The 17,108-nt window shown below is 69.6% G+C and carries 1 protein-coding gene; it reads left to right on the forward strand.

Translation table 11 applies throughout. The features are described from left to right. Positions 1 to 104 precede the first annotated feature (104 nt). Positions 105 to 16,940: a non-ribosomal peptide synthase/polyketide synthase gene (locus tag ACQPW1_RS05300; protein WP_433665149.1), complete on the forward strand. Its 16,836-nt coding sequence runs from the start codon at positions 105 to 107 to the stop codon at positions 16,938 to 16,940. The last annotated feature ends 168 nt before the right edge of the window (positions 16,941 to 17,108 follow it).

Raw genomic sequence — 17,108 nt, forward strand, 5'->3', positions numbered from 1 at the left:
GTGAGGCTTCTCCATGGTTCGGTCGGTCGGGCAGCGGTATGACGACGCGCGTGAAGCGGTGTGCGCGTGACCGAGCGCAGCGAGGGAGCGATGTCACAGCCCGCCTGGGGCATGACGGAGCCGAGCGCCAGCGAGGTGGAGTCATGACCCGACCGGCACGGGTTCGGCCGACCCGAACCAGGCGATCCAGGGTCACCACACTGCCGCAGCTGATGGCGACTGCGGTCGAGGCGAACCCGAGCGGCATCGGGGTCGCCCTGGTCGACGCCACCGGCACGCTGACGGAGCTGAGCTACGCCGAGCTCGATGACCGATCGACCAGGCTGGCCCGACTACTGATCGGCCGCGGCATCGGACCCGAGGACCTGGTGGCCGTCGGCATTCCGCGGTCGATCGAATCCGTGGTCGCGGTCTGGGCGGTAGCCAAGGCAGGCGCGGGCTTCGTGCCGGTGGACCCGAACTATCCGGCCGACCGGGTCGAGCACATGATCGTCGACTCCGGCGCGGTCTTCGGACTGACCGTCGCCGCGGTGCGCGGCGACCTGCCGGACCGGGTCGACTGGCTGCCGATCGACACCGCCGACTGCGCCAGGCTGCTGGAGGAGTTTCCCGCGGACCCGGTGACCTACATCGATCGGGTGCGGCCGCTGCGGGCCGAGCACCCGGCCTATGTGATCTATACGTCGGGCTCGACCGGCAAACCCAAGGGCGTCGTCGTCACCCAGGCCGGCCTGTCGAGCTTCTGCGATGAGCAGCGCGAGCGGTATCGGGTGACGAGTGATTCGCGGACATCGCATTTCGCGTCGCCGTCGTTCGACGCGTCCGTGCTGGAGTTGCTGCTCGCGATCGGCGGCGCGGCCACCATGGTGGTGGTGGCGCCGACGGTGTTCGGCGGCGAGGAGCTCGCTGCGCTGATCCGCCGGGAGGGTGTGACGCACGCGTTCATCACGCCCGCCGCGCTGGCGTCGGTGGACCCGGCCGGGCTGGACGAGTTGCGCGTGGTGGTCGCGGGCGGTGAGGCGTGCCCGCCGGAGTTGGTGCGGCGCTGGGCGGTATCGGTGTCCGGCAGGCGAATCCGGGAGTTCTTCAACGGGTACGGGCCCACCGAGACCACGATCATGACGAACATCAGTGCGCCGCTGACCCCGGACGCACCGGTGACCATCGGCGGGCCGATCCGCGCGATCACCGAATACGTGCTGGACGAGCAGTTGGTGCCGGTGCCAGACGGGGCAGTCGGCGAGCTGTACATCACCGGCGCGCAGCTGGCCAGGGGATATCACGATCGAGCCGGGCTGACGGCGGCCAGGTTCGTCGCGAATCCGTTCGATGCCAACGGCTCCCGGCTGTACCGCACCGGCGACCTGGTGCGCTCCACCAGCTCCGGTGAATTGGAGTACCTCGGCCGCAACGACTTCCAGGTGAAGATCCGTGGCTTCCGGATCGAGCTCGGCGAGATCGACGCGGTGCTCGCCGCGCACGAGACCGTCGACTTCGCGGTCACCGTCGGGCACGACCTGGACAGCGGCGCAACGATTCTCGTCTCCTACGTGCATTCCGCGCCCGGCATGGACGCGGACGCCGCCGAACTGGCCGCGGTCGCCGAGCGGAGCCTGCCCGCGCACATGGTGCCGACGGTAGTCATGGTGCTCGCCGCCATCCCGCTGACGCCGGTCGGCAAGCTGGACCGGGCCGCGCTGCCCTCGCCGCGCCTGCAGACCAAAGTCTTTCGCGCGCCGGTCGGTCCGCTGGAGGAACTGGTCGCCGACGTCTTCGCCGAGCTGCTCGGGCCGGGCGCCCCGGTCGGCGCCGACGACAACTTCTTCGAACTCGGCGGCAACTCGCTCATCGCGACGCAGGCCGCCGCCCGGCTCGGCGCGGCGCTCTCGGCGCGGGTGCCCGCGCGGCTGATCTTCGAAACGCCAACGGTCGCCGGTCTTGCCGAGCGGATGGAGTCGTTGAAGGGCGCGGGCGATCGGCGTGTGCTCGCGCCGACCGAGCGGCCGGAGCACATTCCGCTGTCGCTGGCGCAGCAGCGGATGTGGTTCCTGAACCAGTTCGACACGGCGTCGGCGGCGAACAACATTCCGTTCGCCATCCGGTTGACCGGCTCACTGGATGTGTCGGCGTTGCAGGCCGCGATCACCGACGTGATCGAGCGGCACGAGACGCTGCGCACCGTGTACCCGGCCATCGACGGCACCGGCTACCAGGTGGTATTGCCTGCGGCGCATGCCGTTCCGGATCTCGCGCCGAAGCCGTTGGCCGAGCACGAGGTGGCGGACTGGCTGCGCGGGTTCGCGCTGGCCGGGTTCGACGTCGCCGCCGAGGTGCCGTTGCGCATCGCGCTGGCCGAGCTCTCGCCGAGCGAGCACGTGGTCGTGGTGGTCGTGCATCACATCGCCGCCGACGGTGCCTCGGTCGCTCCGTTCCTGCGGGATCTGCTCGGCGCCTTCCTGTCTCGGCGCAACGGCGCCCCGCCCGCGGTGCCGCCGCTGCCGGTGCAGTACGCCGACTACACGCTGTGGCAGCGCGAGGTGCTCGGCGACGAGAACGACCCGGACTCGGTGGCCGCCGCGCAGATCGCGTACTGGCGCAACGCCCTGGCGGGCATCCCGGATCGGCTCGAACTCCCCGCTGATCGTTCGCGCCCGGCCGTCGCCTCCGGCGGGGGCGCGGAGTACACCTTCGAGGTGTCCGCCGAGGTGCATCGCGGGCTCATCGAGCTCGCCCAGCGTTCCGGCGCTTCGGAATTCATGGTGGTGCACGCCGCGTTCGCGGCCCTGCTCGCCCGGCTCACCGGCACCGACGACATCACCATCGGCACACCGGTCGCGGGTCGTGGCGAGCGGGAGCTCGACGGGCTCATCGGCATGTTCGTCAACACCCTGGTGTTGCGCACGCCGATCGATCCCGGCGCCTCGTTCCTCGACCTGCTCGCCGCCACCAAAGAGACGGACCTGGCGGCGTTTTCGCACGCCGAGCTGCCGTTCGAGCGCCTGGTAGAGGTGCTCGACCCGGTGCGCTCGCAGGCCCATCACCCGTTGTTCCAGGTGGCGCTGTTCTTCCAGAACATGAGCAGGGCCCAGGTCGAGCTGCCCGGATTGTCCGCGCGCGCCGTCGAATTCGACGGCGCGGTGGCCAAGTTCGACCTGCAGCTGACGGTGGTGCCCAAGGCGGAGAACGGCTTCTCGGCGCAGTTCCTGTATGCCACGGATCTGTTCGACGAGGCGACGATCGCGGAGTTCGCCCAGCGCTTCGAGCGGCTGCTCGTCGCGGTGGGTGCCGACCCGGAACACGCGGTCGGTGAGATCGACCTGCTGGCTCCGGCGGAGCTGGCGCGGGTTCTGGTCGGGTGGAACGAGACCCGGCACGCGGTCGCGCCGGAGCTGTTGCTGGACGGATATCGGCGGGCAGCGGCCGCCCATCCGGACGCCGTCGCGTTGGCACACGAGGGTGCGACGCTCACCTATCGCGAGTTCGATGAGCGGGTCAATCAGCTTGCCCGGTTGCTGATTTCGCAGGGTGTAGGCGCGGAGTCGCTGGTGGGCTTGGCGATTCGTCGCTCGCTCGACCTCGTTGTCGGCATGTACGCGATCGTGACCGCGGGTGGCGCCTACGTGCCGTTGGATCCGGATCATCCGGCTGAGCGGATCGCGCACATTCTCGACACGGCACAGCCTGCCTGCGTGGTGACCACCTCGGCGGACGCGATCGAGGTCCCGGTCGGCACCACGGTGCTGACCTTGGATGCGGTCGACACCAGCGCCTTCGACGGTGCGCCGGTGCGTCAGGAGGAACTGCTGCGGACGGTACTGCCGCAGCACCCCGCTTACGTCATCTTCACCTCGGGTTCGACAGGACGGCCAAAGGGCGTCGCGATCTCGCACGCCGCGATCAACAACCAGATCGAGTGGATGCTGGCGGAGTACCCGCTCGGTGTCGACGATGTGTACCTGCAGAAGACCGCGACCACCTTCGACGTGTCGCTGTGGGGCTTCTTCATGCCGCTGCGGGTCGGCGCGAAGCTGGTCGTCGCCACCCACGACGGGCATCGTGATCCGGTGTACGTCGCGGAAACCATTGCCGCGCAGCGCGTCACGGTCACCGACTTCGTGCCGTCGATGCTGACCGTATTCGCCGCGCACACCGCGGTAAGTGCCTGCCCGAGCCTGCGGGACGTCTTCGTGATCGGCGAGGCCCTGCCGCCGGAGACCGTCGGCGCGTTCGGTGCGGTGTCGGACGCGCGGGTGCACAACCTCTACGGCCCGACCGAAGCCGCCGTGTCGGTGACCTACTGGCCCGCCGATGGTTCGGATACCCGCTCGGTGCCGATCGGGTTGCCGCAGTGGAACACTCAGGTCTACGTGCTCGACGCGCGGTTGCGCCCGGTGCCCGCCGGGGTGCCCGGCGAGCTGTACCTCGCCGGTGATCAGTTGGCGCGCGGGTACGTTCGGCGTCCGGATCTGACCTCCGATCGCTTCGTGGCCGACCCGTTCGGCTTCGGCGAGCGCATGTACCGCACCGGAGATCTGGTGGTGTGGCGTGATGGCAGCGCCGATCGCTCGCATCGGCTGGATTACCTCGGCCGCACCGACTTTCAGGTGAAGTTCCGCGGCCAGCGCATCGAGCTCGGCGAGATCGAAACCGCGCTGCTGGCCCAGCCTTCCGTCAACCAGGCGGTGGCGCTGGTCAGCCAGTCCACGCTGGGCGACCAGCTGGTGGCCTACGTTGTTGCCGCGCCGGGACATTCGGTCGAGCAGCCGGAACTGCTCGCGGCGATCGCGGAAACGCTGCCCGCCTACATGATTCCGACGGCGCTCGTCGCGTTGGACGCCTTTCCGCTGAACCCGAGCGGCAAGCTGGATCGCCGGGCACTGCCCGAACCGACCTTCACCGCGCGCGAATTCCGCGCGCCGGCAACGCCGGTCGAGGAGATCGTCGCCGGAGTGTTCGGTGAGGTGCTCGGACGGGACCGGGTCGGTGCCGACGACGACTTCTTCGCGCTCGGTGGCAACTCGCTGATCGCTACCCAGCTGGTGGCCCGGCTCGGTGCCGCGATGGACACCAAAGTGCCGGTGCGCACGCTGTTCGAGACGCCGACCGTGGAGTCGCTGGCCGCCGCGATCGAATCGCGGACGTATGACGAGCGGGGCATCCTGCTCGGCAGCATCGCCCGGCCCGAGCAGCTGCCGTTGTCGCTGGCGCAGCGCCGGATGTGGTTCCTCAACCGCTTCGACCAGTCCGACGATGACGACGCGGCGGTCGGTTCGGCCGCCTACAACCTGCCGTTCGCCTTGCGGCTGACCGGTGCGCTGGATGTCGCGGCACTCGGTGCGGCACTCGACGATGTGGTCAGCAGGCACGAAGTGCTGCGCACCGTGTACCCGGAGAACGCCGACGGCCCCGTGCAGGTCGTGCTGCCTGCCAGCCGGGTAACCCTGGATGTCACCGCTCATCCCGTCGCCGCGGCCGCGGTGCCCGGCGAGGTGTATGCCTTGGCGTCGACGCCGTTCGATGTGACCGACGAGGTGCCGGTGCGCGTGCGGCTGCTCGAAATCATCGACGGCACAGCGGGATCGGACTACGTACTCGCGGTGGTGGTGCACCACATCGCTGCCGACGCGTCCTCGATGGGCCCGCTGGTGCGCGACGTGATGATCGCCTACGCCGCGCGGACCGCGGGCGAGGCACCCGGCTGGAATCCGTTGCCGGTGCAGTACGCCGACTATGCGCTGTGGCAGCGTGCGGTGCTCGGCGACGAGACCGACCCGGAATCGATTGCCGCGCAACAGATCCAGTTCTGGCGCAAGCAGCTCGCGGGTTTGCCGGATCTGCTGGAATTGCCGACCGACCGGCCCCGGCCCGCCATCGCGACGATGGCCGGTGCGCGGGTAGACGTGCGGATCGATGCGGCCACGCACGCCGGTCTCGTGGAACTCGCTCGCGCGCATAGTGCGACGTTGTTCATGGTCGTGCACACCGCCCTCGCCGTCCTGCTCGCTAGGCTCTCCGGTACCGGCGATATCGCCATCGGCACCCCGGTGGCCGGTCGTGGCGAACGTGAACTCGACGACCTGATCGGCATGTTCGTCAACACCGTGGTCTTCCGGGCCACCTTCGACGGCGGCGAATCGTTCACCGAAGTGCTTGCGCGGCAACGCGATACCGACCTGCAGGCGTTCGCGCACGCGGACATCCCGTTCGAGCGCCTGGTAGAGGTGCTCAACCCGCCACGCTCGACGGCGCACCACCCGCTGTTCCAGGTCGGTCTGTCGTTCCAGAACATCGCCCGCACCGCGCTCGAACTGCCCGGCCTCGCCGTGGCCGGGGTCGACGCGGATCTCGCTGTGTCGCAGTTCGATCTGCACCTCATCGTGGGCGACGGCTACGACGAATCCGGCGCGCCCACCGGCATCGGCGGCTTCTTCACCTATGCCACCGATCTCTTCGACGCCGCGACCGTGCAGAGCTTCGCCGAGCGACTGTCGCGGATCCTCGCCACCGTCGTCGCCGACGCCGCGACACCGGTCGGCGATATCGACCTGCTCGCGGCCGACGAACGTGACTCGGTCCTGGTGCGGTGGAACGACACCGCGCACACCGTCGATACCGCCGCGACGCTGCCGTCGTTCCTGCAACGCGCGGTGCTCGCCGCGGCGCCCGAGGCTGTCGCCGTGGTGGCCGACCTACCTAACGGCGCCCGCCACGAGCTGAACTACGTCGAGCTCGACACCAGGGTGAATCGTCTTGCCCGGTACCTGATCTCGATCGGCGTCGGCCCGGAATCCCGGGTGGCACTTGCCTTCCGCCGTTCGATCGACCTGGTCGTCGCGATGTACGCGGTCGCCAAAGCCGGTGGCGCGTACGTGCCGGTCGACCCGGACCAGGCCGCCGAGCGCACCGACTACATCCTCGAGACCGCGGCACCCGTGTGTGTGCTGACCAACGCGGACGCGGACTTCGACACCGAGGTCGCACCCCTGGTGCCCATCGACGAGCTCGTCCTGGGTTCCTTCGCGAGCGGACCACTCGCCGACACCGAGCGCGTCGCGCCGTTGCACCCCGACAACACCGCGTACGTGATCTTCACGTCGGGTTCGACCGGTCGCCCCAAGGGCGTGGCCGTCTCGCACGCCGCGATCGCGAACCAGTTGCAGTGGAAGGCAGCCGAATTCGGGCTGTCCGACGACGACGCCGTACTGCTCAAGACGGCGGCGACCTTCGACCTCTCGGTGTGGGAGTTCTGGTCGGCGGTGGTCTGCGCGGGCAAGCTGGTGATCGCCGCGCCGGGCGGGCACCGCGATCCGGCCTACCTCAACGACCTGATCACCCGGGAATCGGTGACGACGCTGCACGTCGTCCCGTCCATGCTGGATGCCCTGCTGGTGCACACCGGCACCGAGGCCGAGCCGGAACCGTCACCGCTGCGGCGAGTGCTCGCCATCGGCGAGGCGCTGCCCGCCGCACTGGCGCAGCGGTTCTTGACGGCGCATCCAGATGTGTTGCTGGACAACCTGTACGGGCCGACCGAGGCCGCCGTGTCGATCACCCGCCATCGGGTCACCGATGCCGACCAGGGCTCCGTGCCGATCGGCGCGTCCGAATGGAACAGCCAGGCCTATGTGCTCGACGGTCGGCTTCGTCCGGTGCCGGTCGGCATCTTCGGCGAGCTGTACCTGGCGGGTAGTCAGCTCGCACGCGGCTACTTCGATCGCGCCGATCTGACCGCGGATCGGTTTGTGGCCAACCCGTTCCAGTCCGGCACGCGCATGTACCGCACCGGTGACCTGGTGGCCTGGAACACCGACGGTGAGCTGGAGTACCAGGGCCGCACCGACTTCCAGGTGAAGATCCGTGGCTTCCGCATCGAGCTGGGTGAGATCGAGGCCGCGCTGCTGGCGTTGCCGGAGATCGCGCAGACCGCGGTGGTCGCGAAGTCCGATCCCAAGACTGGTGATCGCCTGGTGGCCTATCTGGTCGCCGCCGCCGAACCTGCGGCCCCGGCGGGCCCGGCCACTTCCTTTGCCGTCCAGGCCGCTGCCTTCGCCGCGCAAGCCGCCGCGGAGGCGGGGGTGCCGGACGATTCCGCCGGTCTCGATGTGGCGCAGGTGAAGTCGGCACTGAGCGCCGCACTGCCGTCGTACATGGTGCCGTCGGCGTTCGTGGTGCTGGATGAGCTGCCGCTGAATGTGAACGGCAAGTTGGATCGAAAGGCGTTGCCGGAGCCCGAGTTCGAGGCACTGGTCTTCCGTGCGCCGTCGACGCCGATCGAGGAGATCGTGGCGTCGGTGTATGCCGACGTGCTCGGTGTCGAACGCGTGGGCGCCGACGACGACTTCTTCGCCCTCGGCGGCAACTCGCTGCTGGCGACCCAGGTGGCCGCCCGGATCGGCGCCGCGCTGGATTCGCGAGTCCCCGTGCGCGCCCTGTTCGAGGCGTCCACCGTGGCCGGACTCGCGGTCAAGGTCGAACACACCACCAGCGAGCACACCCGCAACCCGCTCGTCGCACAGCCACGCCCCGACCACATTCCGCTGTCCTCCGCCCAGCAGCGGATGTGGTTCCTCAACCAGTTCGACACCACCGCCGCCGTCTACAACATCCCGGCCGCCATCCGCCTCTCCGGTGACCTGGATGTCGACGCGTTGCAGGAGGCCGTCGCCGACCTCGTCGCGCGCCACGAGATCATGCGCACCGTCTACCCGGAGACCCTGGCGGGCCCGGAGCAGCGAATCCTTGCGCCACACGAGGTTTCAGTGGATCTGGCGCCCGCGCAGATCGGTGAGGAACGGGTCGCGCACGAGGTGCAGCGCATCGTCTCCGCCGGTTTCGACGTCACCATGGAGGTGCCGTTCCGCGCCCGGCTGTTCCAGCTCGCGGCCAGCGAATACGTGCTGGTGTTCGTCGCGCACCACATCAGCGCGGACGGCTGGTCGATGGGCCCGCTGACCCGAGACCTGATGCTGGCCTATGCCGCTCGTAGCGGCGGCGAGGCACCGTCCTGGTCACCGCTGCCCATCCAGTACGCCGACTACGCGTTGTGGCAGCGCAGCGTGCTCGGCAGCGACGACGACCCCGAGTCCCTGGCCGGCGCGCAACTCGCCTACTGGACAACCGAACTCGCCGACCTGCCGGACGAGCTGAACCTGCCCACCGACCGGCCGCGCCCCGCGGCACAGAGTTTCGCGGGCGGCAAAACGGATTTCGTCGTCGAAGCCGACGTGCACGCCGCGCTGGTCGCGCTGGCCAAGCAGCACAACGCCACCCTGTTCATGGTTGTGCACACTGCGCTCGCGGTGTTCCTGGCTCGCATGTCCGGTACCGAGGACGTGGCCATCGGCACCCCCATCGCGGGTCGCGGCGAAGCCGAACTCGACGATCTGATCGGCATGTTCGTCAACACCCTGGTCCTGCGCACCCGGGTCGCGGCCGACCTCGGCTTCACCGAGTTGCTCGCCGCCAACCGGGAAACCGACCTGCGGGCCTTCGCCAACGCGGACACTCCGTTCGAGCGGCTGGTCGAGGTGCTCGATCCGGAGCGCTCCGCGGGTCGCCACCCGCTGTTCCAGGTGGCGCTGTCCTTCGAAAACCTCGCCGCGACAAGCTTCGAACTGCCCGGCCTCAACTTCGCCGCACTCGACCCGGCGGCCGACACCGCCAAGTTCGATCTGCTGCTGACCATGCGTGAGCAGCGCACCGAAGCGGGTGCCGAAGCCGGGCTGGCCGCCGAATTCACTTACGCCCGTGACCTGTTCGACGAGCAGACGGTCACCGAGTTCGGCCGCCGCTTCCGCGGCATCCTGGCCGCCGTCGCGCAGGACCCGGGTACCGCGGTGGACGACCTGGAGATCCTGGACGAGTCGGAGCGCGCCGACCTGATCTCCCGCACGGGCGCCGAGGCAGCGGCACCGCGCAGCCTGCCGGAGCTGATGGCTTCCGCGGTCACCAGGAACCCCACCGGCGCCGCCCTCGTCGTCGGGGGCCGTTCCTTCAGCTACGTCGAACTCGACGCCGCCTCTTCCCAATTGGCGCGCACGCTGATCGATCGCGGTGCGGGCCCGGACGTTCTGATCGCCCTGGCGATCCGGCGTTCGGTCGAGTCCTTGCTCGCGCTGTGGGCGGTGGCCAAGACCGGTGCGGCGCTCGTGCCGATCGACCCGACCTACCCGGCCGACCGCATCGCGCACATGGTCAACGACTCCGGTGCGGCACTGGGCGTCACGCTGACCGCCGAGCTCGGTGGCCTGCCTCCGATGGCGGGTGGCCGCCCCTGGTTCGTGCTCGACGATCGCGACTTCACCTTCGATGTCGCGTCCCGCTCGGACCGCCCGATCAGCCTCACCGAACGCCACGGCCCGATCCGAAGCACCAACGCCGCGTACGTGATCTACACGTCCGGCTCCACCGGCCTGCCCAAGGGCGTGGTGGTCACGCACGCGGGTCTGGCCAACTTCAGTGCCGAACAGGTCGAGCGCTACGAACTCGACCAGACCACGCGCGCACTGGCTTTCGCGTCCCCGTCGTTCGACGCCTCGATGCTGGAGCTGCTCCTTGCGCTCGGCTCGGCGGGCGCACTGGTGGTCGCGCCGCCGCAGACCTTCGGCGGCGACGAACTGGCCGAACTGATCCGGGACGAAGGGGTGACGCACGCCTTCCTCACCCCCTCCGTGCTGGCCTCACTCGACCAGGAAGCGCTGTCCGGCATGCAGGCCATCGTCGCGGGCGGCGAAGCGGTGCCCGCCGACCTGGTCGCCAAGTGGGCGGTCGCCGAGAACCGGCGCTTCCACAACGGTTATGGGCCCACCGAGACCACGATCATGACCAACATCAGCGACCCGCTGCGCCCGGGGGAGCCGGTCACCATCGGCGGCCCGATCCGCGGCATGCGTTCGCTGGTGCTGGACCGCAGGCTGCGCCCGGTGCCCGAAGGTGTTGCGGGCGAACTGTATCTGGGCGGCATCCAGCTGGCACGCGGCTATCACGCCAGGCCGGGACTCACCGCGGCTCGGTTCATCGCCGACCCGTACGGTCGGCCCGGCGAGCGGCTCTACCGCACCGGCGACGTGGTGCGCTGGGCCCGCGGCGGCGACCAGCCGTTGGTGGAGTACGTGGGCCGCAACGACTTCCAGGTGAAGGTGCGCGGCTTCCGGATCGAGCTCGGCGAGATCGACACCGCGCTCGCCGCCCAGCCCGGCGTCGAGTTCGCGGTCACCCTCGGCCGCGAATCCGGTTCCGGCGCGACGATGCTGGTCTCCTACGTGTTGCCCGCCAAGGGCGCGACGCTCGATGTCGCGACGCTGGCGGACGCACTGGGCACCACCCTGCCGGAGTACATGGTGCCGACGGCGATCGTTGTGCTGGACGAGATCCCGCTGACCCCGGTCGGCAAGCTGGATCGGCGCGCGCTGCCCGAACCGGCCCTCGAGACCACCGCCTACCGTGCGCCGCAGACCATGGCGGAACTGACCATCGCCGAGGTGATCGGCGAGGTGCTCGGCATCGAGCGGGTCGGGCTCGACGACGACTTCTTCGCCCTCGGCGGCGACAGCATCGTCTCCATCCAGGTGGTGTCGCGCTCGCGCGGCCGCGGCGTGACCTTCACGCCCCGTGACGTTTTCGAGTCGCGCACCGTGGCCGCGCTGGCCAAGGCCGCCGTGGTCGAGGACGGACCGGGCGACGAATCCGGCGACCTGCCGTTGACCCCGCACGCGGCCCGACTGCTCGATACCGGTGTCGAGGTCCGCGCCATCGCACTCGACGTGCCGGAGAGCTGCGCCGTCGAAGCGGTGCACACCGCGGTCGGCAAGGTGCTCGAGCAGCATCCGATGCTGTGGGTGCGGCTGGACCGCGAGGGCGACACCCCCGTGCTTCGGATCCCGCCTGCCGACGAACGCACTGGCGAGGCCTTCCGCCGCCTCGACGACGGCGAAACCACGTTGCCCATCGACGATGTGGTGCAGGCCGCCGCCGCGGCACTCGATCCCGAGCAGGGACGCAACATCCACTTCGTGCTGACCGGCGGGTTGGAGGGTCGGTCGACCCTGATCGTCGTCGCCAACGGCCTTGTCGTGGACGACATCTCGTGGCGGACCATCGTCGACCAGCTGACCGCGGCCTGGAGCCGCGGCCGCCACGCCGCCCCTGCGGCGCCGGAGTCCGGCCTCGGCGTGCTCATCCGCGCCCTGTCGGCCAAGGCCCACGATCTGCGGACCGTCGGCGAGTTGGGCTGGTGGGAGCGGATTTTGGCGTCCATCCCCGAGGGGACCGTCGCCGACGGGCGTGATCTGCGGGCCCGCAGCCGCGTCTCGCTGGCCATCACGGCGGAAGGTGCCGCCGCGGTGGCAGCCGCAGCGGCCGCCTATCACGCAACTGTGGACGACGTTCTGCTCACCGCGGTCGCGCTGGCGCTGCAGACGTCGGCGGGCGATCCCGTCACGCGCGCCCTCGGCTCGGTGATCCGGCTGTCCGCCGACGAGCGGTCCGCGACCAACGCCGACGAGAACATGGTCGGCGGCTTCACCACCGAGTTCCCACTGCCGTTGCGGCTCACCAGGATCGACGCCGACGACGCACTCGTCGGCGGCCCGGCCGCGGGCGCCGCCCTCGCGCAGATCAAGGAGCTGCGCCGATCGGTGCCCTCGCAGGGCGTCGGCTACGGCCTGCTGCGCTACCTGAACGCGGAGACCGCCGCCGAACTGGGCGAGCTCGGCCGCGGCCGGTTCGCGCTGCGCTACCGGGATCTGCGACCGGCCCGGGTGCACACCGACACCACGGCCGAGGACCTGCTGCTCGACCTCACCGTCGACGCCGCCGACGACGGCCTGGTCGCCCGGTTCGACTACGCCTCAGCGGCATTCGCCGGTGACGCGGTGAAAACCTTTGCCGAGCACTGGATCTACGCGCTCGGCGGGCTGGCCGAGCACGGCCTGCGCGCGGAGGGCGTCACCTTCACGCCGTCGGACTTCACGCTGGTTCGCCTGAAGCAGACCGACATCGACCGGCTCGCCGCCACCTACCCGAACCTCACCGACGTGTGGCCGGTGACCCCGCTGCAGTCGGGCATGCTGTTCCACGCGCTGCTCGCCGAGTCCTCGGTGGACGTCTACACCACCCAGTTCGTCCTCGACCTCGGCGGCGATGTGGACCCGGGCCGGATGCACCGGGCGGCACAGGCGGTGCTGGACCGGCACGACAACCTGCGCGTCGCCTTCGCCGAGGACGCCGCGGGCAATCCGCTGCAGATCGTGCAGGATTCGCTCGACGTGCCCTGGCGGCTCATCGATCTCGTCCAGCTCGAGCCCGAAGCCGCGGCGCAGGAACTGGCCGACATCAAGGCGGCCGACCTGGCCGATCACTTCGACATGCGGACCGCGCCGCTGCTGCGGTTCGCGCTGATCCGCTCGTCCGCCGACGCGTTCCACCTGCTGGTGACCAGCCACCACATCCTGATCGACGGCTGGTCGATGCCGCTGCTGATGAAGGACCTGCTGACGCTGTACGCGCTCGGCGGCAATTCCCGGCATCTGCCCAAGGTGCCGTCGTACCGGGGCTACCTGGCCTGGCTGGTCGCGCAGAAGGCCGATTCGGCGCGCGAGGCCTGGCGCACCGCGCTCACCGGTATCACCGAGCCGACGCCGCTGGCGCCGGTCGATCCCGGCCGCGAAATCTCCGCCGGGGTAGGCGAAGTCGGCTTCGAGCTGGCCCAGTCCGACACCACCGCGCTCACCCGGCTCGCGTCGGGTCTGGGCGTTACGGTGAACACGGTCGTGCAGGCGGCCTGGGGTCTGCTGATCGGCCGCAGTGTCGATCGCGACGATGTGGTCTTCGGCGCCACCGTGTCCGGCCGACCGCCGCAGTTGGACGGCGTCGAGAGCATGGTCGGGTTGTTCCTCAATGCGATCCCGGTGCGGGTGCGCCTCGGCGCCACCGACACCCTCGGCGGGCTGCTGCGCCAGCTGCAAGGGGAGCAGGCCGGGCTGCTCGATCACCACTACCTCGGGCTGAGCGACATTCAAGAAATCATCGATGTGGAAGGGCTTTTCGACTCCCTGGTGGTGTTCGAATCGTTCCCCGTCGACCGGGACGGCCTGGACAAGGCCAGCGATATCGACGGCCTGAGCGTCACCGGCGTCGGCGCGGTCAACGGCACCCACTACCCGCTCACCATCATGGTGGTGCTGGACAGCCAGCTGCGCGTGTCGGTGAAGTACCTGCGCGACCTGTTCGACGAGACGGCGGCACAGGCACTCGCGCAACGGCTTTCGGCGTTGATCCGGCGTTTCGTGACCAACCCGCAGGCCCGCATCGCCGACATCGACGTGCTGCTCGACAGCGAACGCACCGAGCTGGCCACCCGCAACGCCACCGAGGTGCCGGAGCTGCTGGACGACGCGACGCTGCTGTCGCTGTTCGACGCGCAGGTGGCGCGCACGCCGGACGCGCCCGCGGTGCGCTACGGCGACGTCACGCTCAGCTACGCCGATCTCGACCTGCGCTCACGGGCGCTGGCCGGGGAAATCGGCCGCTGGGGCATCGGCGCGGAATCGCGGGTCGGCGTGGCCATGCGGCGCGGCGTCGACCTGGTCGTCACCATCTACGGGGTGCTGCGGGCCGGCGCGGGCTATCTGCCGATCGACCCGGATCACCCGGCCGAACGCAATGAATACGTGCTGGCCAGTGCCAACCCGGCCTGCGTGCTGACCACCAGCGCCGACGGCTTCGTGACCGATACCGACATCGCGGTCGTTGCGGTGGACACGCTGTACCTGCCGCTGGAGTCGGTCTCCTTCGTGGACACCGACATTCACCCGGACAACGTCGCTTACGTCATCTACACGTCAGGTTCCACCGGCCGCCCCAAGGGTGTGGTGATCACGCACCGGCAGATGGTCAACCAGTTCCGCTGGGCGCAGCGGACCTACCCGCACGACGCGGGCGACGTGGTGCTGCACAAGACGCCGATCACCTTCGACATCTCCACCTGGGAACTGTTCTGGCCCTTGCAGACCGGCGCGTCGATCGTCGTCGCCGAACCGGACGGCCATCGTGACCCGGCGTACCTGGCCGAGACCATCGCCGAAAACAACGTGAGCACGGTGCATTTCGTGCCCTCGATGCTGGACGCCTTCCTGGGTCCGGAGTCGGCGGCGGAATTCCCGAGCCTGCGTCGCGTGTTCGCCGCGGGTGAGGCGCTCACCGCGGAGACCGTGACGTCCTTCGCCGCCGCCCTGCCGGACACCAGGCTGGTGAACTGGTACGGGCCCGCCGAGGCGACCGTGGTCACCGACTATCCGGTGGAAGACGCTGCGGCGGTGGCGGTTCCGATCGGTGCGCCGGTCGCCAACACGCAGGTGCACGTGCTCGATCGGCAGCTGTGCCCGGTGCCACCCGGTGCCGCGGGCGAGTTGTACATCGCGGGCGTCCAGCTGGCTCGCGGCTACCTCGGTGCCCCTGCCCTCACCGCGGAGCGTTTCGTCGCGCACGAGAGCGGTGCGCGCCTCTATCGCACCGGTGACATCGTCCGCTGGCGTGATGGTGCGCTGGAGTACTTGGGCCGCAGTGACTTCCAGGTCAAGCTGCGTGGTCAGCGGGTCGAGCTCGGTGAGATCGAAACTGTGCTGCTCGGCCTGGACTCGGTGCGCCATGCCGCCGTAGCCCTGGTCAACGGCACCACCGGAGACCGGCTCGTCGCCTACTTGGTCGCAATGCCAGGGGAGACCATCGACCAAACCGCGGCGCTGCTGCACGCGCGTGGTTCGCTGCCGTCGTACATGGTGCCGTCGGCGTTCCTGGTGCTGGATGAGTTGCCGCTCAACGCCAGCGGCAAGCTCGACCGCAAGGCGCTCCCGGTCCCCGAACTCGCCGCCCGTCCGTACCGGCCGCCGACCACCCCGCTGGAGCGGACCATCGTCGAGGTCTTCGCCGAGATCCTGGGTGTCGATCGGGCCGGACTCGATGACGACTTCTTCGATCTGGGTGGCAATTCGCTGGTCGCGACCCGCGCGGTCAGCCGGTTGCGCACGCTCACCGGCGCCGAGGTCCGGGTGCAGTGGTTCTTCACCGACTCCACCCCCGGCGCGCTGGCCACCCGGATCCTCGCCGCGCTCGCCGGTGACCACGACTACGACCTCGACTCGAACGCTGCACTCGGCGTGCTGCTGCCCATCCGCACCCGGGTGCCGCACGATATGGCCGCCGCCGAGCCGCTGTTCTGCATCCACCCGATGTACGGATTGTCCTGGTGCTACGCGGGTCTGGCCCGCTACGTGCCTGCCAGCAGGCCGATCTTCGGCCTGCAGTCGCCCGCGCTGTCGGAGGACGGCTACCTGCCCGCATCACTGGCCGAGATGGCGAGCCGGTACGTCGCGGAGATCCGCGCCGTGCAACCGCAGGGGCCGTACCGGCTGCTCGGCTGGTCGCTCGGGGGTGTGCTCGCGCACGCCATCGCGACCGAATTGCAGGCCGAGGGTGAGCAGGTCGCGTTGCTGGCGATGCTGGACAGTCATCCCGATATCGACGTCACGGACTTCCGTGCGGCGATCCGGGAGGCGCTGAGCGAGCTCGGCATCGGCGCGGACGCGCTGCTGCCCAGCGACGGCGACATCCACGACCTCAGCGACGAGGCGCTCGCCGCGCTGCACGCCACCATCCCGCCGGACATGGCCGTGCTCACGCCGGAGCGGGTGCGCCGGATCTACCGCAGCGCGGTGCGTTCGGCCGAGCTCATCGCCGAGCATCGCCCGGAGGTGTTCCACGGCAGGCTGGATTACTACAGCGCGGCCGGGCACGACACCGCGGCACTCGGCTGGCAACCGTTCGTCGACGGCCGTGTCGAAGATCACCCGATCGGTGTCGCGCATGACCAGATGACCACGCCGGAGGCGCTGGCCGAGATCGGCCCGAGTCTGTCCGATCTGCTTGATCCACGGGCACATTAGATGCGGCCTCGCGTATTCGCGCGCGCAAGCGCTCCGAGCGGCCGCGTGCTTTCGCGGCTCGCGAGCCCTCCGGCCGAAGGTGCGTCGGGCGCGCGAAGATCGGGGTTGCTCAGGCATGATGGGCGACGCTGCGGTAACGATGACCTCTTTTGCCACGACCTCATACCC

The sequence above is a fragment of the Nocardia sp. CA-128927 genome, assembly GCF_050955855.1.
Classification (GTDB): Bacteria; Actinomycetota; Actinomycetes; order Mycobacteriales; family Mycobacteriaceae; genus Nocardia.